Origin of the sequence: Kitasatospora sp. NPDC059599 (assembly GCF_042735125.1) — a bacterium.
In the GTDB taxonomy this organism is placed as follows: domain Bacteria; phylum Actinomycetota; class Actinomycetes; order Streptomycetales; family Streptomycetaceae; genus Kitasatospora.
The window spans coordinates 1-21,625 of sequence record NZ_JBHWCL010000131.1 but is presented as its reverse complement, the minus strand read 5'-3'; the positions used below and the strand labels follow the sequence as shown (position 1 = coordinate 21,625).

General features: G+C 74.6%; 14 protein-coding genes and 1 riboswitch. Of the genes, 3 read left to right on the top strand and 11 right to left on the bottom strand.

Annotation, left to right across the window (positions count from 1 at the left end):
• Window positions 1-117: 117 nt before the first annotated feature.
• The 3 genes from eno to ACFV04_RS33465 form a co-directional block, all read right to left on the bottom strand.
• Window positions 118-1,404: a phosphopyruvate hydratase gene (gene eno, locus ACFV04_RS33475; RefSeq protein ID WP_218206251.1), complete on the bottom strand. Its 1,287-nt coding sequence runs from the start codon at window positions 1,402-1,404 to the stop codon at window positions 118-120.
• Window positions 1,405-1,677: 273 nt separating this feature from the next.
• The gene (locus ACFV04_RS33470; RefSeq protein ID WP_380349115.1) at window positions 1,678-2,481 is read right to left on the bottom strand and encodes a transglycosylase family protein; all 804 of its coding nucleotides are present in this window, start codon (window positions 2,479-2,481) and stop codon (window positions 1,678-1,680) included.
• A 5-nt stretch (window positions 2,482-2,486) separates the two neighbouring features.
• Window positions 2,487-2,650, bottom strand: a riboswitch (cyclic di-AMP (ydaO/yuaA leader).
• Window positions 2,651-2,893: 243 nt separating this feature from the next.
• Window positions 2,894-4,252 carry a cytochrome P450 gene (locus ACFV04_RS33465; RefSeq protein ID WP_380349117.1) on the bottom strand — a complete coding sequence of 453 codons (1,359 nt, stop codon included), beginning with the start codon at window positions 4,250-4,252 and terminating at the stop codon, window positions 2,894-2,896.
• 266 nt (window positions 4,253-4,518) lie between these two features.
• Between ACFV04_RS33465 and ACFV04_RS33460 the strand changes: the two genes are divergently transcribed.
• Window positions 4,519-4,944, top strand: a complete 426-nt coding sequence (locus ACFV04_RS33460; RefSeq protein ID WP_360259362.1) for an SDR family NAD(P)-dependent oxidoreductase — start codon at window positions 4,519-4,521, stop codon at window positions 4,942-4,944.
• Between the two features lie 87 nt (window positions 4,945-5,031).
• Here ACFV04_RS33460 and ACFV04_RS33455 read toward each other — a convergent pair whose 3' ends face one another.
• The 4 genes from ACFV04_RS33455 to ACFV04_RS33440 form a co-directional block, all read right to left on the bottom strand.
• On the bottom strand, window positions 5,032-6,054 hold the full coding sequence (locus tag ACFV04_RS33455; RefSeq protein ID WP_380349120.1) for a MazG family protein: 1,023 nt from the start codon (window positions 6,052-6,054) through the stop codon (window positions 5,032-5,034).
• 827 nt (window positions 6,055-6,881) lie between these two features.
• A complete protein-coding gene (locus tag ACFV04_RS33450; RefSeq protein ID WP_380534607.1) occupies window positions 6,882-8,558 on the bottom strand; it encodes a protein kinase in 1,677 nt (558 codons plus the stop codon).
• On the bottom strand, window positions 8,555-9,304 hold the full coding sequence (locus ACFV04_RS33445; RefSeq protein ID WP_380349124.1) for a hypothetical protein: 750 nt from the start codon (window positions 9,302-9,304) through the stop codon (window positions 8,555-8,557). Before ACFV04_RS33445 ends, ACFV04_RS33450 begins: the two co-directional genes overlap by 4 nt.
• Window positions 9,305-9,491: 187 nt before the next feature.
• Window positions 9,492-11,720 carry an N-6 DNA methylase gene (locus tag ACFV04_RS33440; protein WP_380534605.1) on the bottom strand — a complete coding sequence of 743 codons (2,229 nt, stop codon included), beginning with the start codon at window positions 11,718-11,720 and terminating at the stop codon, window positions 9,492-9,494.
• A gap of 206 nt (window positions 11,721-11,926) precedes the next feature.
• Between ACFV04_RS33440 and ACFV04_RS33435 the strand changes: the two genes are divergently transcribed.
• Window positions 11,927-12,613: a DUF4352 domain-containing protein gene (locus ACFV04_RS33435; protein WP_380534603.1), complete on the top strand. Its 687-nt coding sequence runs from the start codon at window positions 11,927-11,929 to the stop codon at window positions 12,611-12,613.
• Window positions 12,614-12,707: 94 nt separating this feature from the next.
• On the opposite strand, the gene mfd is transcribed toward ACFV04_RS33435, so the two are convergent.
• Window positions 12,708-16,337, bottom strand: a complete 3,630-nt coding sequence (gene mfd / locus ACFV04_RS33430) for a transcription-repair coupling factor (protein ID WP_380534601.1) — start codon at window positions 16,335-16,337, stop codon at window positions 12,708-12,710.
• 627 nt (window positions 16,338-16,964) lie between these two features.
• Window positions 16,965-17,249, bottom strand: a complete 285-nt coding sequence (locus tag ACFV04_RS33425; protein ID WP_360259348.1) for a beta/gamma crystallin domain-containing protein — start codon at window positions 17,247-17,249, stop codon at window positions 16,965-16,967.
• A 469-nt stretch (window positions 17,250-17,718) separates the two neighbouring features.
• Between ACFV04_RS33425 and ACFV04_RS33420 the strand changes: the two genes are divergently transcribed.
• Window positions 17,719-18,438: a hypothetical protein gene (locus ACFV04_RS33420; protein ID WP_380534599.1), complete on the top strand. Its 720-nt coding sequence runs from the start codon at window positions 17,719-17,721 to the stop codon at window positions 18,436-18,438.
• A gap of 45 nt (window positions 18,439-18,483) precedes the next feature.
• Here the strand turns inward: ACFV04_RS33420 and ACFV04_RS33415 are convergent, their stop codons facing one another.
• Both ACFV04_RS33415 and ACFV04_RS33410 read right to left on the bottom strand, forming a co-directional pair.
• On the bottom strand, window positions 18,484-19,992 hold the full coding sequence (locus ACFV04_RS33415; protein WP_380534597.1) for a hypothetical protein: 1,509 nt from the start codon (window positions 19,990-19,992) through the stop codon (window positions 18,484-18,486).
• Between the two features lie 265 nt (window positions 19,993-20,257).
• Window positions 20,258-21,625: SUKH-4 family immunity protein (locus ACFV04_RS33410; RefSeq protein WP_380534595.1), on the bottom strand; the 1,368-nt coding region annotated here is incomplete at its 5' end.

The following is a 21,625-nucleotide window of genomic DNA, read 5'->3' as shown; positions in this document are numbered from 1 at the left end:
CCCGGGATCCTCCATCCTGCCATCTCCCGTATCCCCTCCTGGTCGCGACGGTGCCCCGCCGTCCACCCTACGGGGTGAACGGCGGGGCACCGGTCAGGCGTGCGCTGGGGCGGGTGCTCAGCCCTCGTGCTTGAAGCGCGGGAAGGCACCGCGGCCGGCGTACTCGGCGGCGTCGTCGAGGATCTCCTCGATGCGCAGCAGCTGGTTGTACTTGGCGACGCGCTCGGAGCGGGCCGGGGCACCGGTCTTGATCTGGCCGCAGTTGGTGGCGACGGCCAGGTCGGCGATGGTGACGTCCTCGGTCTCGCCGGAGCGGTGCGACATCATGCAGCGGTAGCCGTTGCGCTGGGCCAGCTCGACGGCGTCCAGGGTCTCGGTCAGCGAACCGATCTGGTTCACCTTCACCAGCAGCGCGTTGGCGGTGCCGGTCTCGATGCCCTTGGCCAGGCGGGCCGGGTTGGTGACGAACAGGTCGTCGCCGACCAGCTGGACCTTGTCGCCCAGCTTGACGGTCATGGCCTTCCAGCCGTCCCAGTCCGACTCGTCCAGCGGGTCCTCGATCGAGACCAGCGGGTAGGCGGCGACCAGCTCGGCGTAGTACTCGATGAGTTCGGCGGCCGACAGGGCCTTGCCCTCGAACTGGTAGGCGCCGTCCTTGTAGAACTCGGAGGCGGCGACGTCCAGGGCCAGCGCGATGTCGCGGCCGGGCACGTAGCCGGCCTTCTGGATGGCCTCGGTGATCAGGTCCAGGGCCTCGCGGTTGCTGTCCAGGTTCGGCGCGAAGCCGCCCTCGTCGCCGAGGCCGGTGGACAGGCCGCGCTCCTTCAGCACGCCCTTGAGGGTGTGGTAGACCTCGACGCCCCAGCGGACGGCCTCGGAGAAGGACTCCGCGCCGATCGGGGCGATCATGAACTCCTGGATGTCGACGTTGGAGTCCGCGTGCGAGCCGCCGTTGAGGATGTTCATCATCGGGACCGGCAGGACGTGCGCGTTCGGGCCGCCCAGGTAGCGGAACAGCGGCAGGTCGCTGGCCTCGGAGGCGGCGTGCGCCACGGCCAGCGAAACGCCCAGGATGGCGTTCGCGCCGAGCGAGGACTTGTCCGGGGTGGCGTCCAGGTCCAGCATGGCCTGGTCGATCAGGCGCTGCTCGGTGGCGTCGTAGCCGACCAGCTCCGGGCCGATCTGCTCGATGACGGCGAGGACAGCCTTCTCCACGCCCTTGCCGAAGTAGCGGTTCTTGTCACCGTCGCGCAGCTCCAGCGCCTCGAAGGCGCCGGTGGAGGCACCCGAGGGGACAGCGGCACGACCCGTGCTGCCGTCGTCGAGGCCGACCTCGACCTCGACCGTGGGGTTGCCGCGGGAGTCGAGGATCTCACGGGCTACGACGACATCGATGGACGGCACGAGGCATCTCCTTGCGGAAGCAGGGTCCGGCTGACGGTGGCGCTGTCAGCGGGACGATTGCGGAGTCGTTACGGACCAGAGCCTAACCGCCCGGGCTCCCGGGACCACGTCGGCCTCGGTCCCGTCTCAGCGTGTGGCCCCACTACCCACCGGTAGTTCACCTGCTTGTCCCAGCTTGTCCCACCGGACCGGGCGAATGCGGACGAAGGGGGCCGGCGGCGCCGACCCCCCTCTTCGCACCCCGGCACCGGGCCGGTGCCGGTGCGGACGGACTCAGCCGAGGTGCAGCACCTGGCCGGGCATGATCAGGTCCGGGTCGCCGCCGACCGTGCCGCGGTTGCCGTCGTAGAGCGCGTGCCAGCCACCGGACACGCCCTGGGCGGTGGCGATCGACGACAGGGTGTCACCGGAGCGGACGGTGTAGTCGTGGCCGGTCTGCGCGGCCGGGGCCGGCTGGGCGGCGCGCGGGGCCGCGTGCTTGGGGGCGTACTGCTGCGCCGACTGGTCGACGGGCTTCTCGGCCCGGTCGGGCGCGGCGTGCTTCGGGGCCTGCTTCTGCGCGGGCTTCTCGACCGGCTTCTGCGCGGGCGTCTGCACCGGCTTCTCGACCGGCTTCTGGGCCTGGCGCTTGGGCGTCTGCTGCTGCGGGGCGGACTGCGGCTTGGCGTCCGAGGAGGTGTCGACGGACGCCGGGGCGCCGCCCTTGCTCAGACCGGCCTTGACGGAGCAGACCGGCCAGGCGCCCGGGCCCTGCGCGGCGAGCACCTTCTCGGCGACCGAGATCTGCTGCCCCTTGCTGGCCTGGTTGGCCTGCGGCGCGTAGGCGGTGCCGCCGTACGCCTTCCACGTGCTGGAGGTGAACTGCAGGCCGCCGTAGAAGCCGTTGCCGGTGTTGATGCTCCAGTTGCCGCCGCTCTCGCACTGGGCGACGGAGTCCCAGGTGGAGGCGGGGGCGGCGGAGGCGCCGGTGGCGGTGAGGAGCGGCATCGCGAGTCCGACGCCGGCCACACCGGCGACGGCGATGGCCTTCTCGGTCTGAGTGCGACGACGGTGGCGGCCGGATCCAACGAACAGCATGAGGAGGTCCCTCTCCGCACGCCTGCGAGGTGAGCTGTCGGGTTCGGACCGGGAGGTGGCCCGGCCGCCGTGCGCGGACGATTCCGCGCGGGCGGCTTCACCCCAAGCCGTGGGGACGGCAACAAACCTGGTTCCCCCGCCCCTGCCCAGGGTCTGGTCGGTTTCCCGTGGCGCGGCGGGCAGGATTCGGCGTTCCGCGCACGAGGTCCGCAGCTGCGAACTCCAGGGAGACTAGACAGATCCTCAGACCGATCACAAGCTCATATCACCGATATCACACAGAAATTACGGCACGTGTCCGATCGCCTACCAACGGCGCCGCCATGTCTGGTTTGATGGCCGTTCACACCCCGCCGGAAGGCCGTCGGGCGACGCCCCGTCAGTGCATCGCCCGCCGTTTCGTCACCTTGTGTCAGTTTGTCGGAGGCGCGTAAGGGGAGTGCGGAGGCGTGTGCGGGGAGCGGCTCTCCGGACTGAATTCGACCGGGAGTTCCCGCAGACCACGCATGATCAGGCCACCGCGCCACCGCAGATTCTCCGGACTTTCCGCGAGTTGCAGATCCGGCAGCCGGGAAAGCAGCGTCGCCAGCGCGGCACGCCCCTCCAGACGGGCCAGCGGAGCGCCGATGCAGTAGTGGATGCCGTGCCCGAACCCCAGGTGGGGATTGTCCTTCCGGGCCAGGTCCAGGGTGTTCTCGTCCGAGAACCGGGCCGGATCGCGGTCCGCGGCGGCCAGCACCACCAGCACCGGATCACCCACCGGGATGTCCACCCCGCCGATGGTCAGCGGCCGCGTCGCGAACCGCCAGGTCGCCAGCTCCACCGGCCCGTCGTAGCGCAGGAGTTCCTCGATCCCCGTCTCCAGCAGCGCGCTCTCCCCGCGCGCCACCGACTCCTGCAGCGACCGGCGCTGCTCCGGGTTGCGCAGCAGCGCGTACGTCCCGTTGCCGATGAGGTTCACGGTCGTCTCGAAGCCCGCGAAGAGGAGGATGAAGGCCATCGCCGCGGCCTCGTTCTCGGTCAGGTGCTCACCGTGGTCGCTCGCCCGGATCAGGCCCGAGATCAGGTCGTCCCCGAGGTCCGCCCGCTTGCGGTGGATCAGCTCCAGCAGGTACGCCCGCATCCGCTTCACCGCCCGGCCCACGCCGCCGCGTTGACCACCCCCGTGCCGGATCATCATCCCCGCCCAGTCGCGGAAGTCGTCCTGGTCCTCGGCCGGCACGCCCAGCATGTCGCAGATCGCGTAGATGGGGAGCGGGAAGGCGAACTCGTGGATCAGGTCCGCCGAACCGCGCTGCGCGAAGCCGTCGATCAGCCGGTCGGTGAGCTGCTGCACCCGCGGCTCGAACTCGGCCACCCGGCGCGGGGTGAACGCCTTCGACACCAGTCGGCGCAGCCGGGTGTGGTCCGGCGGGTCGATGTTCAGCAGGTGCGTCATCAGGTCCGCCTGCCGCTCCCCCGGGATGCCCACCCGGCCGGTGCGGTGCGCCTGCTCGCTGTGGTGCGCCGGGTTCTTCGACAACCGGCCGTCCGCGAGCGCCTGCCGGGCGTCCGCGTACCTCGTCACCAGCCAGGCCTCGACACCGCTCGGCAGCGTCGTGCGGTGCACCGGGGCGTGCTCGCGCAGCCACGCGTAGGCGGGGTACGGGTCGGCGGCGAACTCCCAGGTGAACAGCTGCGGAGCGGCGGCGTCGGGCCGCGCTCCCGCGGGCCGGGCGGGGTCGTCGGACGGCACTGCGGCGGACCGGGCGGAGTCGGGCTGAGCTGGCATGGGACGACCGTATCCGGTGGGTGCGCGCCCCCTTCCGCCGACGGCGCGCGACTCCCCCGACAACGGCGTGCGACGGGCGCGCCAACGCTCCGTGGACGACCCGTGGACGGTCCGTGGACAGCTCTTGGAAAGCTCTTGGCCGGACGGCGGGCGTGAGCCTGGTCACCTGAGGGGTAATCCCTGTTGCGGAGGGTCAGGAACTGCCTACGATCCTCCGCAGTACGCGTGGGCGCCGGTGCGGTGTCGCCCACAGGGAGGAGCAGGCCATGCGGGTCAGCGGGTCAGTCGTCGTCATCGCGGTACTCGACGGCGGGTCGGGCGCCGACCTCGCCCGCCGGTTCGCCGCGGCCGGCGCCGCCGGAATGCTGATCGCCGACCAGCACGTCGGCATCGCCGAGGACCTCGCCGCCGAACTCGACCGGACGGGCTGCCCCGTCGTCGGCGTGTCCGGCGACATCCGCCGCCCCAGCGACGTCGCCGCCCTCGTCGACACCGCCGAGAAGCACCTCGGACCGATCGACCTCTTCGCCGTCGCGGGCCCGGACGGCGAGCGCATCGTCTCCCTCGCCGACCTGCCCGACCACCTCGACCTGGAACGGCTCGCCGAACTCGTCGTCCTCGTCGGCGAGGCCATCGGGGAACTCGTCCCGCCGCAGCGGCACCCGGTCGAGACCGCCGCCCGGGCGGCCTGAGCACCCCGGGGGCCCAGCCCGGGCCCCCGGCCTCCGCCCGGCCCCGCCCGCCCGGCCTCCGCCCCGCCCTCCGGCAGGGCCGGGGCCCTACTCCGGCTTGAGGCCCTCGGCCGCGCGCACCGCGTCCCGGTACCCGCGCGCGGCCGAGCGCAGCGCCGCGTCCACGTCCACCCCTGCGTCGTGCGCCCGCTGTGCCACCGCCAGCAGCAGCCCGCCCGCCGACTCCGCCGTCAGCGCGTCCGGCAGCTCGTACGGCTCGTCCGGAACCCCCGTGAAGCCCGCCCGGCGCACCCGGGACACCAGCTTCGCCGCGTACGCCAGCGACGGCAGCCCGGCCGGCACACCGTCCAGCACCGACTCGCGGTCCGCCTTCTCCGCCGCCTTCAGCTGCTCCCAGTTCGCCTCCACCTCGGCGGCGCCACCGGCCTCGACGTCCCCGAACACGTGCGGATGCCGGTACATCAGCTTCTCGACGATGTCACCGGCCACGTCGTCGACGGTGAACGGCTCCGTCGGGTGCTCCTCCGCGATCCGGGAGTGGAAGAACACCTGGAGCAGCACGTCGCCCAGCTCCTCGCGCAACGTGTCCCGGTCCCCCTCCTCGATCGCCTCGACCAGCTCGTACGCCTCCTCGACCAGGTACTTCACCAGGCTCTCGTGCGTCTGCTCGGCGTCCCACGGGCAACCGCCCGGCGAGCGCAACCGGTCCATCACCGTCACCAGGTCCAGCAGCCGCGACCCCGGCAGGTCGTACGAACCCGGGAGCACCTCGATCTCCGGCACCTCACCCGCCCGCTCCACCGCCAGCCGCGCCAGCGCGTCGGTCAGCCCCGGATCCCCGTCCGGGCCGCCCAGCCACACCGTCGCCCCGGCCCCGGCCGGCTGCCCGGTCAGCAACCGCGCCAGCGCGGGCACCGACCCGGCCGGCGCCACCTCCACCGTCACCCCGGCCTGCCGCACCGCGGCCACCTGCGGATGCCCCTCGTCCCCCACCAGCACCCGCCCCGCCGACCGCAGCGCCTCCCACGCCGGCCACGCCAGCAAACCGGGAGCCACCCGGTGGGTGGTGGTCAGCAGAATCAACTTGGCGCCCGGAGCATTCGTCGTCACACTCCGAACCTACCCGCCCGCCACCACCCACCACGGCCGTCACCCCACCCGCCCCAACAGCCTCGGACAGGCCGCCCCGACGGCCTCGCCCGGCACAGGGACCCGCCGGCCCAGCCGACGTCCCACTCCCGAGCCCCACCGCCCGGGCCCAGGGGCACGCGCCGGAAGCGCCCGGTGCACCTGCCCGGCATCCCCACAGCGGGCCGGGCCGAAGGCCCCGGCAGACCGGCATCCCCGCACGCGCGGGACGTCGACCCCGCCGACTTCCCGCGCCCGACTCCTGGCTCCTGGCTCCCGGCTCCCGGCGCGCTCCACGGGGGCCGGCAGGCCCGCACAGCGCTCGGGGGTACGAAGGAGTACCGCCCCGACCTTCCCCCGCACGCCCGGGGTTCGGCCCCACCGACGTCCCGCTCCCGAGCGCCACCGCCCGGGGCCAGGGGCCCCTGCGGAGGAGATGGCCCAGGGAGATCGGCCCGCTCACCGGCGGCAGGGCCCTGCGCGACGGGCGCGGAAGCCGCACCGGAAGTCGGATCCGCCGACTTCCCGCTCCCGCACGTTCAGCACACCCGCATGGTCCTTACCGGGCCGGCGGGCCGAGGCCCCGAACGGCGTGGCGCCGGGCTGGCACGCCACACGCCGCACGCGCCTCCCCCTCGGCCGTCCCACCAGTGGAAACGGCCGGCTCGTCGACGGCGGAGCAGTCGGGCCGGGCACAGGGGCCCGCGGTCGAACGCGTCCGGCCGGCGCCGGTACACCCGCCTCGGCAGGGGAAGTCGGACCCGCCGACTTCCCGCTCCGGGCTCCGGGCTCCGGGCGCGGGCCTCGGGTCAGCGGGGGGACGGGGGCCAGGGGGTGGGGTGGTGGGGGTGGAGGGTGGAGAGGGATTCGCGCAGGCGACGGACGGTCGGGTGGTGCGGGCCGTCGCGGCGTTCGCGTTCGAGCAGCAGGGGAAGCAGCCACTGCCAGGCGTTCTGGGGGTCGCCGGTGGCGGCGAGGTGGAGGCCGATGCGCTCGCGGAGGTCGTAGTTGCGCTCGGGATCGGTGTCGAGGCCGGATTCGAGGCGGGCCGTGTGGGCGACGAGGAGGGCCTGGTACTCGGCGAGGGCGTCGGCGCCGTGGCCGAGCCGGTCGAGGCAGATGGCGGCGCGGTAGCGGTGGTCGAGGCCTTGGGGGCCGTGCGGGCCGCCGTCGGCGGTGGCGGCGAGGCGGCGGTACTCGACGAGGGCCTGCTGGGGGTGGCCCTCGTGGAGGAGGGTGCGGGCATGGATGGTGCGGATGGTGCGCACCAGTGGTGCGGCGTCGCCGAGTTCGGCTTCGGCGCGGGGCAGCAGGTGGGCGGCGAGGCCGAGCACCTCGGTGTGGTGGCCGGCGTCCACGAGGTCGGAGAGGCGGGCGCACTGGGCACCCAGGTCGGGGAGCGACGGCGGTGGCGTGGCGGGTGCGGGCGGGACCGCGGGAGCGGCCGGGACGGCCGGGACGGGCGTGCGCAGGAAGGGGCGCGGCTCCGAGCGGACCGGCGGCGCGGCCTCGGCGGCAGCCGCGGCGGTGGGCTGTGGCTGGTGCGGGAAGCGGTACGGCCGTACCGGGTCGGGCAGCGGCGCGTAGCGGGGTTGCGGGGTGCCTGCGGCCGGGGGCAGCAGCGGGAGCAGCCGCCCGTACACGGTCTGGGCGTCAGCGGGGCGCTCGGCGGGGCGCTTGGCGAGGAGGTCGAGGACGAGCCGTTCCAGCGACTGCGGCACGTCGGGGCGCAACTCCCGCAGGGGGACGGGTGGTTCGTCGACGTGTCGGCGCAGGACACCGAGCGCGGTGGGTGCCCGGAACGGTTCCTCGCCGGCGAGCATCTCGTGCAGCAGGCAGCCGAGCGCGTAGAGGTCGCTGCGGGGGTCGGTGGTCGCGGCGAGGGCCTGTTCGGGGGCCATGTAGGAGGGGCTGCCGACGGGGACGCCGGTGAGGGTGAGGCGGGTGGCCTCGGTGTCGAGGGCGGTGGCGATGCCGAGGTCGAGCAGGACGGTGCGGCCGTCCTCGCGGACCATGACGTTGCTGGGCTTGAGGTCGCGGTGGACGACCGGGATGGCGTGGACGGCGCTCAGCGCGCTGCAGAGCTGGGCGGCGACGGCGACGGCGCGTTCGACGGGGAAGGGCGCGTCCTCGGCGATGAGGTCGGCCAGGCTGACGCCCGGGATGCGCTGCATGACGAGGTAGAGCTCGCCCTCGTCCTCTCCGGCGTCGAAGACGGTGACCAGGCCGGGGTGGTCGAGCGCGGCCGTGACCCGGCACTCGCGCAGGAAGCGGCGGCTCAACTCGTCGCCGTGCCGGTTCCGTCCACCGGCGGGACCGCTGCCCGGACCGGTGCCGCCGGGGAGCAGGTGCTCGGGGCGGAGCAGCTTGACCGCGACGGGGCGGTGGAGCCGCTCGTCCTGGGCCGCCCAGACCTGGCCCATGCCGCCGTGCCCGATCTTCTCGGTGAGCCGGTAGCGGCCGGCGATCAGCCGGGTGACGGTCACGGCCGGTCCTCGCGGGCCTGCCGGCGCAGCAGGTCGCCGAGTTCGCGCAGGTCGTGGGCGGTGCCGGGGGCCGGGGTGGCGGGCGCGGCGGGGGCCGGGGGTGCGGTGGGCGTGGTCGGAGCGGGCCCGCCGGCCGGTACGGGGACCCCGTACCCGGGCGCGGTCGCCGCGTAGGGCGAGGCGCTCGGCCCGGCGTACGGCGAGGCGTCGGGCCCGGGCGCGGTCGCCGCGTAGGGCGAGGCGCTCGGCCCGGCGTACGGCGAGGCGGTCGGCGCCGGGTAGGGCGACGGGTACGGCGCCTGCGGTGCGGGCCGCCGGCCGGCTTCCCAGACCGCTCGGCGGTCCATCAGCAGGAAGTGTGCCGTCGGCGTCAGCCACAGCACGGCCAGGGTGATCTGGCCGGTGACGTCGGCGGTCGGGTCCTTGAGGGAGCCCGAGATGCCGGCGGAGACGATCATCGTCAGCAGCAGGGCGCAGAACACCACCGCGCCGAGGACGTCGTACGCCCGTCTGCGCCGGACCGCGAGCAGCAGCGAGGGGATCGCGCCGAGCAGGCCGAACGTCAGCAGCGGGGCCGCCGCGCACGCCACCCGCGCGGGCGTTCCGAACCGGCCGGGTATCGGCGCCGCCCCGACCGCCGCCCCGGGCACCGCACTCGGCGCGGGCACCGCCCCCGGCATCCCGCCCGGCCCGTACGGAGTGCCGCCGGGCGGCGGCCCGAACTGCCCGGGGTACTGCCCTGACATGCGCGCTCCTGAGCTGGTGACGGCCGGCACCGGTGGCGGTGCGAACGGTTCAGCACACCGTACCGCCCGGTCCGGTCGGCCCGGAGGCCTTCCGTCCGCCCGGTGCCGCATCGGTATCGCCCCGGTACCGCCCCGCTACTGAGCCGCCGTCGCCCTTCCCGGGGAGGACTGCTGAGCGTGCGTCACCTCAGTCGACGGGCGGTGCCAGGGTGCCCGTCGCCAACGCGTCCGTCGCGCCCTGGACGAGGGTGCGCCCGAGGGCGGCGGCCCGTCCGAGGGCCGTGTCGAAGGCGGCGAGGCGGGCGAAGGCGGTGCCGAGCCGCTGCTGGGCGGGGAGCGGGAGGCGGGGCAGTTCGACGCGGCGGATGTCGAGCCGGGCGGTGGTGGTGGCGTGGCTGGCGGCGCGCCGGGTGCCCGCGGCGGAACGGAAGTGGCCGGCCAGGAACTCGGGGTCGAGGGCGGCCGGGTCGGGTCGCAGCAGGTGGAGCTGGCGGCCGAGGGCGACGCCGACCAGCGGGCCCTCGGCGGGGACGACGCGGGCGGTGCCGCCGCCGAGGGCGGGGACGAGGACGTCGCCGGGCCGGGTGCGGACGTCCCCGGCGGGGCCGGTTCCGCCGGCGAGGACGGCGCTGGGCTCGGCACCGGTGGCGAGGTCCTGGTCCGTGACCACGGGGACGACCTCCCCGCCGCCGCCCGCACTGCCCGTACCGGTACCCGCACCCGTCCCGGCCGGGCGGGTGGCGGCGCCGGCCCCGGCCCCGGCGCCGGCCCCGGAGGAGTACACCTCCAGCGCGCCGCCGCGGACCAGTTCGCCGATGGTGACCACGCCGGTGGACGCAGCACCGGCCCCGGCACTGGCTGCAGCACCGGCCCCGGCCCCGGCTGCGGCGACCGGCTGCGGCAGCAGCGTGGCGGGGTCGGCCAGGTCGGCGAGGAGTTCGGCCAACCGGCTGCCGAGGTGGGAGAGTTCGGCCGCGCCGCCGAGCGGGGCGGCGGGCGGGACGTGCCGGGCCGGCGAGAGGTCGGTCTCGTCGTCGAGCAGATCAATGGCGGCCACCGCCCGGTGGACGCCGGGGCGGTCGGCCGGGACCGGCAGCCCCTCGCGGGCGGACAGGTCGAAGCCCCGCCAGGCGCCCAGGACGGTGCGGCGCAGCTCGGGCCAGTCGACCTTGCCCCGGCCGCCCTCGGGGGCCGGCGCCCCCGCGGCCCCGGCCGGGGGTGCCGATCCGGCGTCGAGCAGCAGCACCTGGCGGAAGTCGTCCCCCGGCTTCGGCGCGCGCAACACCCACAGGTGCAGCGGGACGCCGTACGGCGGGGCGGCGCCGGCGGGCAGCGCGATGACGGCGCGCAGCGCGCCGGAGCGGAGCAGTTCGGCGCGGATGCGGCGGCCGGAGCGCCGGGTGGCGACGGTCGGCGGGAGCAGCAGGGCGGTCAGGCCGCCAGGGCGGGTGTGGGCGAGGCAGTGCAGCACCCAGGCGAGTTCGGACTCGCCTCGCGGTGGCACGAGACCGCCGGGCCAGCGGGCGTCGAACTGCAACTCGTCGTGGCCCCAGTCCCGTTCGTTGTACGGGGGCTGGCAGAGCACGGCCTCGAAGGTGTCGCCGGGGTAGCCGTCGGCCCGCAGGGCGTCGCCGGTGCGCAGGTCGAGCGGGAGCGGGCCGGGCTCGCCGGCGGGTGTGTGCAGGGCGAGCCGGAGCCCGGCGAGGGCGGCGGCGACCGGGTCGGCGTCCTGGCCGTAGCGGCCGGTGGTCGGCGGGTGGGCGAGCAGGACCGAGCCGAGGCCGACGGCCGGGTCGAGCACGGTGGCGGGGACGCCGGCGACGGCGGCGAGCAGTTCGGCGGCCTCCGGCGGGGTGGGGCTGAGCAGACGGGTGTTGGCCTCGGCGTGACGGGTGAGCAGTTGCTCGTACGCGCCGGCCGGGCCGGCGTCGGCGGCGAGCGCGGCGAGCAGCCGGGCGAGGTCCAGCTGGGTGCTGCCGAGCAGGCCGGGGAGGCCGAGGAGGTGGGCGCCGTCCGGACCGAAGGCGTGAACGGCGGTGTCGGCCACGGCCCGGGGCAGCGCGAGGGCGAGCCGGGTGTCGGGCTGGTCGGCGAGTTCGGCCCAGCGCTGGGGCGCGCGGTGGAGCAGCAGGAGCAGGGCGCCCGCCTCGACGAGCGGGGCGGCGGGGTGGCCGGCCGGGTCGCGGAGGGTGTCGACGAGCTGCCAGGCCCGTTCCAGCAGCGGGAGTTCGGCGATCTTGCCCTGGGCGCGCAGCCAGGAGTCGACGTCGGCGAGCGCGAAGGTCGGACTGGCGTCGGTCCCGCCGACCGGGCGGGGGAAGTCGGGGTGGCGGCGGCGCCAGTTGCTGACCGCGGCGCGGCCGACGCCGGCCAGCCGGGCGATCTCGACGGCGGTCACTTCGGGGCGGTCCGGCACGGGGGCTCCTTCGGTGGGGGTGGCCGCGCGGCGGGGTCGGCTGTGACCACACAGCATAGCGACGCACCTTTCGACCCGAGTTCACATGTGAACAGAGCTCTTTTGTGAAATCTCGTTGACAGGGTTCACGCTCGGATGGTGTGATCTCTCCGTCGCCACCGAACGGGGGCGGCGCAGGGAAGACCACCGATCACCGGGAGACACCCATGTCCGCGAACGCCCACCGCACCACCGGCCGCTCCACCACCCGTCGCACCGCCGGCCGCACCACCACCCGTCGCACCGCCGCGCTGCTGCTGGGCGCCGCACTGGTGACGCTCTCCGCGACGGCCTGCAACTCCACCGGCGGCTCCTCCGTCTCGACGGAGGCGAAGCAGACCACGGCCGCCGCCGGCTCCGACGCCGCCAAGCCGGCCGGGGGCGCACCGGACGCGGCCGCGCCGGCCGGAGGCAAGCCCGCCGACGCCGCCAAGGCCCCCGCCAAGGTCGGCGACACCATCGCGCTCAAGGGCAACGACCCGGCCGACACCGCCGACGTGACGCTGGTGAAGGTGGTCGACAACCCCGACGGCGCGGACGAGTACACCCACCCGGCCGACGGCAAGCGCTTCGTCGCGGTCCAGTTCCGGATCAAGGCGAGCGGCAAGAAGGCCTACAGCGACGCCCCGGGCAACAGCGCCAAGGTGGTGGACGCCCAGGGCCAGGCCTTCGGCACGACGATCGCGGACACCAAGGCCGGCCCGAGCTTCCAGGTGCCCGCCAACATCGCCCCCGGCGAGACCGCCCTCGGCTTCGTCACCTTCGAGGTGCCGAAGGACGCCAAGCTCGACAAGGCCCAGTTCGGCCTGGACAGCGGCTTCGCCCCGCAGACCGGCCAGTGGAAGCTCGGCTGACGGCCCTGTTCACAGCCGTCGCCGTCAGCGCCCGAACGCAGAACGGCGGCCCCGGGCCGAAGCCCGAGACCGCCGTGCACCGCCCCTGCGGGCGCTACTTCTTCGCCCCCGCCAGGTCGTCGAACATGGCCGACAGGAACTCCGTGCACCAGCCGAGCAGTTCCCGGCCGACCAGCGGCTTGCCGCCGATCCGCCCGGTGCTCGGACGCGGCACCAGGAGTTGCTGGGCCGCCGCCTTGACCTGGCTGCGCGGGTAGAGCCGGTTCAGCCGCAGCTGCTGGGACTCCCGCAGTTCCACCGGCCCGAAGCGGATGTTGGAGCCCTGCAGGGTGATGTCCGAGATGCCGCACCGCCGGGCGTACAGCCGCAGCGCCGCGACCAGCAGCAGGTTCTCCACCGGCTCGGGCAGCTTGCCGTAGCGGTCGACGAGTTCGTCCCGGACCTGCGTGATGTCCGCTTCCGAGTTGACCGCCGCGATCGAGCGGTACGCCTGAAGCCGCAGCCGCTCGCCGGGTGCGTAGTCGTGCGGCACGTGGGCGTCGACCGGCAGCTCGATCTTGACCTCCAGCGGCTCCTCCTCCGGCTCCCCGCCGCCGGCCAGCGACTCGCGGAACTCGGCCACCGCCTCGCCGACCATCCGCATGTAGAGGTCGAAGCCGACGCCCGCGATGTGCCCGGACTGTTCGCCGCCCAGCAGGTTGCCGGCGCCGCGGATCTCCAGGTCCTTCATGGCGACGTACATGCCGGCGCCCATCTCGGTGTGCTGGGCGATGGTCGCGAGGCGCTCGTGCGCCGTCTCGGTGAGCGGCTTCTCCGGCGGGTACAGCATGTAGGCGTAGCCGCGTTCGCGGCCGCGGCCGACGCGGCCGCGCAGCTGGTGCAGCTGGGAGAGGCCGAAGGTGTCGCCGCGCTCGACGATCAGGGTGTTGGCGTTGGAGATGTCGATGCCGGACTCCACGATCGTGGTCGACACCAGGACGTCGAACTCCTTCTCCCAGAAGTCGACGACGACCTTCTCCAGCTGGGTCTCCCCCATCTGCCCGTGCGCGGTGGCGATCCGCGCCTCGGGCACGAGGTCCTTCAGCCGGGCGGCGGCCTTGTCGATCGACTCGACCCGGTTGTGGATGTAGAAGACCTGTCCCTCGCGCAGGAGTTCGCGCCGGATCGCGGCCGAGATCTGCTTCTCGTCGTACGGACCGACGAAGGTCAGCACCGGGTGCCGCTCCTCCGGCGGGGTGGTGATGGTGGACATCTCGCGGATGCCGGTGACCGCCATCTCCAGGGTGCGCGGGATCGGTGTCGCGGACATGGTGAGCACGTCCACGTTGGCGCGCAGCTTCTTCAGCTGCTCCTTGTGCTCGACGCCGAACCGCTGCTCCTCGTCGACGATGACCAGGCCGAGGTCCTTGAACCGGGTCTCGGAGGAGAACAGCCGGTGGGTGCCGATGACGACGTCCACCGAGCCCTCGAACAGGCCCTCCAGGACGGCCTTGGCCTCACTGTCGGTCTGGAAGCGGGAGAGCGCCTTCACCGCGACCGGGAAGTTGGCGTACCGCTCGGCGAAGGTCGAGAAGTGCTGCTGCACCAGCAGCGTGGTCGGCACCAGCACCGCCACCTGCTTGCCGTCCTGCACCGCCTTGAAGGCGGCCCGGACGGCGATCTCGGTCTTGCCGTAGCCGACGTCGCCGCAGATCAGCCGGTCCATCGGGACGGACTTCTCCATGTCGGACTTGACCTCGGCGATGGTGGTCAGCTGGTCCGGCGTCTCCGCGTACGGGAAGGCGTCCTCCAGTTCGCGCTGCCAGGGGGTGTCCGGGCCGAAGGTGTGGCCGGGGGCGGCCATCCGCGCCGAGTACAGCTTGATCAGGTCGGCGGCGATCTCCTTGACCGCCTTCTTGGCCCGCTGCTTGGTCTTCGCCCAGTCCGCGCCGCCGAGCCGGTGCAGCGTCGGGGCCTCGCCGCCGACGTACTTGGTGACCTGGTCGAGCTGGTCGGTCGGCACGAACAGTCGGTCGCCGGGGTGGCCACGCTTGGCCGGGGCGTACTCCAGCACCAGGTACTCGCGGGTGGCGCCCTGGACGGTGCGCTGCACCATCTCGACGTACTTGCCGACGCCGTGCGCCTCGTGGACGACGTAGTCGCCGGCGACGAGCGCCAGCGGGTCGATCGCGTTGCGGCGGCGCGAGGGCATCCGGCGCATGTCCTTGGTGGAGGACTTCTGGCCGGACAGGTCGGTCTCGGTGATGACCGTGAGCTTCAGGTCCTCGTCCACGAAGCCGTGCTCGATCGAGCCGCAGGAGACGTGGACGACGTCCCGGGTGGGCGCCTCGGCGAGGTCGGCGACCAGGCGGGCCGGGATGCCCTCGTTGCCCAGCACCTCGGCCAGCCGCGAGGCCGGGCCGTGGCCCTCGGTCACCATGACGACCCGCCAGTCGGCGGCCAGCCGCTCCTTGGCGTCGGCGATCGCCCGGGCGGTGTCGCCGCGGTAGGCCTCGACGGCGTGCATGCCGAGGGTGAGCGTGTTGGCGTCGAACTCCAGGATGCCGTCGACGGTCGACTCGCTGGTCGCGAACGGGCTGACGGACCACCAGGGCAGTCCGATCTCGGCGGCGTGCTCGCGCACCTCGGCGAGCGAGCGCAGCGAGGCCGCGGAGACGTCGATCGTCTCCAGGTCGATCGGCCGGTCCCCGCCCGCCGCGGCCGCGACCCAGGAGGCGTGCAGGAACTCCTGGCTGGTCGCCACCAGGTCGGCGGCGCGGGTGCGGACCCGCTCGGGGTCGCAGACCACCGCGACCGAGCCGAGCGGCAGCACGTCGACCAGCAGCTCCATGTCGTCCACCAGCACCGGCGCCAGCGACTCCATGCCCTCGACCGCGATGCCCTCGGCGATCTTGTCCAGGATCTCGGCCAGCCCCGGGTGTTCGACGGACAGTTCGGCGGCCCGCGCCCGCACCTCGTCCGTGAGTAGCAGTTCGCGGCAGGGCGGCGCCCACAGGCCGTGCTCGGCGATCTCCAGCGAGCGCTGGTCGGCGACCTTGAAGTACCGGACCTCCTCAACGTCGTCGCCCCAGAACTCCACCCGCAGCGGGTGTTCCTCGGTCGGCGGGAAGACGTCCAGGATGCCGCCGCGGACGGCGAACTCACCACGCTTCTCGACCAGTTCGACACGCGCGTAGGCGGCCGCGGCGAGCCGGCGGGCCACCTCCTCCAGGTCGTGCGACTCGCCCCGCCCGACGGCCACCGGCTCCAGCTCGGCCAGCCCCTTGACCTGCGGCTGCAGCACCGAGCGGACCGGGGCGACGACCACCTGGACCGGCCCGGCCGCCGGGTCGTCCGCCCGCGGGTGCACGATCCGGCGCAGCACGGCGAGCCGGCGGCCGACGGTGTCCGAGCGGGGCGACAGCCGCTCGTGCGGCAGCGTCTCCCAGGCCGGGAACTCGGCGACGGCGTCGGCGGGCAGCAGCGAGCGCAGCGAGGCGGCCAGGTCCTCGGCCTCCCGGCCGGTCGCGGTGACGGCCAGCACCGGCCGGCCCCGCTCTCCGGCGGCCTGCCCGGCGAGCGCCCGGGCCAGTGCGGCGATGGCGAACGGCCGGGCGGCGGGCGGTCCGACCAGGTCCAGGTGGCGGCGTCCGCCGGCCGCGGCTCCGGTGGCGGTGGCCGCCTCGATCGCCTCGGCGAGCGCCGCGTCCCGCGCGACGACATCGAGCAGTCCGGTCAGGCTCATCTGGGGTCTCTTCTTCGTCCCGTGGATGGAGCTGCCCCCGGGCGGCGAAGGCCCGCCAGGGCAACGCGAACGGCCCGGCGCGCCGAGCGGCCGGGGGTCTCCAGCCTACGCCGCGGCGCCGACACGCACGCGGCGCACGGCGTCGGCGGGGCCGGGCGGGGACGAACCGCCGGTCGCGCCGCCTTGCCGGCGGCCCCCGGGGGACGTCCGGACCCGGACAACCGGCGGGGACACAACCGGGGACACGACCGGGGACGAACCACTGGACGGAACACCGGACCGGCCGGTGGACGAACCGACCGCGGACGGCGCCGGACCGGGCACGGCCATCCGCCACGAACTGGACATACTCCTGTCACTGGCCGTCCATGGAGATCGCGCACCATGGTGAACGTGCCCGCCGCACCCAACCGTGGGGGATGGCTGCAGCGGCACTGTCGCACCCCCGATGGGGGTCGGAGGTGCGAGGCCGGGCGACCCTGGGTGGGGGCGCCCGCCCAAGCGCCGGGAACCGTGGCGCCCTTTCCTGGAGGGCGCCACGGGTCTCGGCCTACTTCCGTTTCCCGCGCGCCTGCCCGCCCCGGACGTCCGCACCCGTCCGGTCGTCGCTCCCGGCCCGGCCGGGGGCTACCAGCGGGACAGGTTGACGTCGTACATCATCACCTCGTGCCCCTGGTTGGCGTTGAAGTCGTAGCGGTCCCAGGTGAAGACGGTCCAGGAGCCGAGGCCGCCGCCCAGGTAGGTGACGACCTTGTTGTTGCCGGCGTCGATCCGGTCGACGTTGTAGACGCGCACGGCCATCCAGCCGTCGTTCGCGAAGCAGAGCTGCCCGCTGTAGCCGTAGTTGTACACCTTCGCGAAATCGTCCCGGCCTCCGCAGTCGACCCGGTTCACGGCGTGTGCCGGGGACACCGGGAGCAGTGTCGTGGCGGCGGCCGCGAGAAGCACCAGGGAGCCCGGCCGGCGGACCTTCGCATTTCTGTTCCGAAGGCCGGTCCGAGGATTCGTGCGGCGAATCATGTAACCCCTCCAACGGTGGCGGTTGCGACTCCAGAGATTCGCACGGCCGGGCAGCACCGGACAGCCGCTTTCCGGCCAAGCCGGGCCTCGCGGACCGCCTCGGGAATCGATCGGGGACCAATCGGGAATGCATGGCTGCGACATGCGCCAGGGTCGCGGCACGCTTGCCGCGCTTGATGATCGGAGCAGATGCTTGCCACGTCCGGCCCGATTCGGGCGATTCACCGCCATCGCCCTCACGGCTGTTCTGCCGGTTCTGTCCGCAGCCTGTTCGGGCAGCTCCGGAAAGACGTCCGCCGATTCCGCGCCGACACCACCGGAGATCGTTTCGCCGACCGCCCCGGAATCCGGTCGCGGCGGAATGACCGGACTCCCGCTGTCCGCTTACCGGGCCGACGACCGGAGCGCCGTGCAGGAGATCCGGGCACGCAATGCGCTGGTCGTCTCGTGCATGCACCGGGCCGGATTCGCCGCGTTCACCGGGGACGGGCTGCAGCCCGCCCAGCCGCCGGACAACGCGACCGCGCTGCCGGCCGGCCCCTGGGGCTACCTCGGGACGCAGGCCGCCGCCACCCTCGGCTTCCACCCGCCGAAGCGGCCGCTCCCCCGCCCGGGCACCGCCCCCGCAGGCTCCGGCGAGGCCTACGACGCCGCCCGGGTCGACTGCGACCGGCAGGCGGCGGAGCGGCTCGGCTCGCCGCCCGCGACCGGCGCCGACCTGGTCTCCCGGCTGTTCGACGAATCCACCGCGGCCACCGCCGGCGACGCCCGGGTGGTCGCCGCCACCGCGCGGTGGGGCGCCTGCATGGCCTCCGCCGGCTTCCCCGCCACCGCCCCGGAGGAGCTGCCGCGGCAGTACCGGGCCGCTCCGGAGCCGACCCCGACCGAGCTGGCCGCCGCCCGGGCCGACGCGGGCTGCACCACGACGAGCGACCTGGCCGCCGTCTGGTTCGCCGCGCTGACCGGCTACCAGCGTCAGCTGATCGACCGCAACGCGCAGGCCCTGACCGCCCAGCAGGAGGCGGTCAGGGCCCAGGACGCGAAGCTCACCCGGCTGCTCGCCGGCGAGGCGGACGGGTAGCTCCGGGCGCTCTCCCGGCCGGGGCCGGGGCGGCGGAGCGGGGCGTCAACGGCGGCGGTAGCTCACGGTGTTGGGGGTCGCGTAGCCACTGCCGTCGTCCACGATGATGATCTTCGGGATGATCCGGGTCTCGTCCCCCGGCTCCTGCTCGACGCCGATGCCGGCCCCGGTCTCGACGGCCTCGACGGCCTCGACGGCCTCGACGGCCTCGCCGTCCGTACCGCCCTCGCCGTCGGCCCGGGCGGCCGTCACCGCGGGCGGCGAGGCCGGCTTGGGCGGGGCCGCGACCGGAGCGACCGGTCCGGTCACCACGGAGTCCTCGGCGGACGCCCGGACGGCGCCGCCGCCGACCACCGGAGACCGCGACGCCCCGGCAGCCACCTCCTTCGCCGGAGCCGGCGCGGCACCGGACGCGGCGCCCGCCGCCCGCGAGGCGCCCGCGACCTTCTCGGAGACCTTCCGCAGGTCCGCCACCGGGATCTCCCCGGTGTCCGCCTCCGAGTCCACCGGCACCGCGCCGTCGCCCCGGTCCGCATCCACGTCCGCGTCCGCGTTCGTGACCGCGTTCGCGTCCGCGTCCACCGGAGCCGAGGCCCGGAGCGGAACCGCCGGCGGGACCACGTCCGAGGGCACCCCGGCCGCGACCGCGCGCGGGAACGCCGCCCCGGGCTCGATCTGGCCGACCGCCGCCCCGGTGAGCGAGGCCAGCGTGGCCTTGATGTGGTCCAGGTGCTGCTGCACCGTCTCCAACCGGGTGTCGAACTCGCGCTGCTCGCGCTCGCTCGCCGCGTTGATCTTCTCGGCCTCCCGGCGGGCCTGCTCGACCAGCTGGTCGGCCTTGGCCTGGGCGTCCGTCTCCTGCTGCTTGATCCGGTTCAGCACGGTCTCCCGGTGCTGCTCCGCCTCCTTGACCCGGCGCTCGGCGGTCGAGGAGACCTCGGCGTCCTCGGCGTCGGCATCGGCCTGGGCCGCGGCGAAGGTCTCGTCGGCCTTGCGGCGCCGGTCTGCCAGTTCGGCCTCGGCGAGTTCGCTGGCCTCGGCCGCGGCGACCCGCACCTTGGCGGCGTAGGCGGTGGCGGTGTCCCGGGCGGAACGGCTCTCCCGGTCGGCCTCGGCGCGGATGGCCTCGGCCTCCGCGCGGGTGCGCTCGTCGGTGCGGCGGGCGGCGGCGTCGGCCTCGGTACGGGTGGTGGTGCCGTACTCCTTGGCCTCCCGGTCGAGCGTCTGCCCGGCCTCGTAGACCTCGTCCCGCAGGTCCTCGGCGAAGCGCTCGGCCTTGTCGCGGACGGCGCGCGCCTCGTTCCCGGCCATCACGGCCAGTCCGGCGGCCTGCTCGCTGAGTACCTCGTAGTCGGGCTCCGGCGCCTCCTCGGCGGCCCGGCGGATGTCCTCCAGCCGGGCCTCCATCTGCCGGATCCCGGCTCCCAGCACGCTCAACCGCTCCCATGCCTCGTCTCGCTGGGCGGTGAGCGCCGAAAGGGCTCGCTCGACCTGCTCGGGCGCGTAGCCGCGCCGGGCCTGGGTGAAGCCGTGCTGGGGGACGGCGTCGCTCATGGGCTCTTCCCCTCGTTCGCGGGCTGCGGAGCCCATGATCGGACGGAACGGCCGGATCCGGAACCGGTTCGGAGCCGGGGGCCGGATTCGGTCGTCGTACGGACCGGAATACGTCGAGGACCGGACGAGTAGACCCATCCTCTTGACCTATTTTGCGCAGATCCGGGCAAAACCCCAACGAGGCACAGCCACGGCAGTACGCCGGAGGGGCCGCCCCGGGCACCGGGACGACCCCTCCCCACCTGCGAGGATCCGCGACGGTCCGCTACAGCAGACCGTCCCAGAACTGCTCCAGCAGCACGGCCCACCACGTGTCCGCGTGCTGCAGGGCCGCCGGGTCGATCGCGGCGAGCTGGGCCTGGAAGTCGGTCGTCCAGCGACCGGCCTGGTCCGGGGTCAGCCCGTACCGCAGCCGCCACATCCGGCCCAGCAGGGCCAGCGAGCGGACGAACTCCGGTACACCGCTGTTGACGAACCGGGGCGGCTGGCCGGTTCCATCGACGTCCACCGCGACGACGTTCGCGGTGCCGTACTGGACGCACAGCTGACGGCCGTAGTCGTTGCCGAGCACCAGGTAGCCGCCGAAGTCCGGGCCGTTGGGCAGGCCGCGCTCGGCGGCCAGCTCGGCGAGCGTCGGGATCGGCCGGCCCTCCTGCGCCTGCGCCCAGAAGAACGGCCCGAAGTCGCGCGGCAGCCCGGCCCACATCAGGCTCTGGGACACCGGCTCGGGCACGCCCTGGCGGGAGACGGCGCGCTGCTCGTAGCGGAACAGGTTCTGCCCGAAGGCCGCGCCGATCTCCTGGGCGAGCTGCTGCGGCGGGAGCGGCGCCAGCGCCTGGACCGTCCCCGGCGCGGGCAGCGGCACCCGGAACGGGCGGACCCGCTGGGCACCGGAGGCCAGCTGGTGCAGCTCGTCCAGGTGGTCGAGCAGCTCGGCCATCCCGGCCTGCCGGGAGGCGTGGTCACGGCCGTAGGGCGCGGTGTGGGTGAGCCTGACGTTCGGCCAGGACGCGGCGATCATGCGGTTGCAGTAGCCGCCGGGCAGGTCGCACGACTCCAGCTCGGTGTAGAGCTCCAGCACCTGCTCCGGCGGCACGTTGAGCCGGCGCAGGTCCTGCAGGATCTTCCACTCCGGGTGCGGGGTGCCGGGCTCGCTGCGGTGCAGCAGCTTCTGCTCCGAGCCGTCCGGGCCGCGGTAGCTGAGCGCGGCGAAGTACCCCGGGCCGACCGCGGGCACCCCCGGGGGCACCGGCGCGGGCTGCGGCGAACCGGTCACCGCAGCCGGGGGGACGACCCCCGCCGCGCCGCCCGCGTTCGGGTAGCCGTAGCCGGCCGCGGGAGCGGCCGGAGCCGCCGGGCCGCCGGGCGGCGGCGGGACGGCGGGACCGCCGGACGGCGGGGTGCCCGGGTCCGCGGGGCCCGCGCCCAGCAGCGCCGGGTCGATCGCGCTCGCCAGCTGGGTCGCCTCGTACGCCACCCCGGCCGAGGGCGTGCCGCCGGACGGCGTGCCCTGGGGCGCCGGGGCGTCGCCGCCGCGCAGACCCGCCGGTGGCGGGGGCGGCGGGGTCGAACCGGCCGCCCGGCCGCCGGGGCCGCCGGCGCGGGCGCCGGAGCCCTGGGCGCCCTTCAGGCC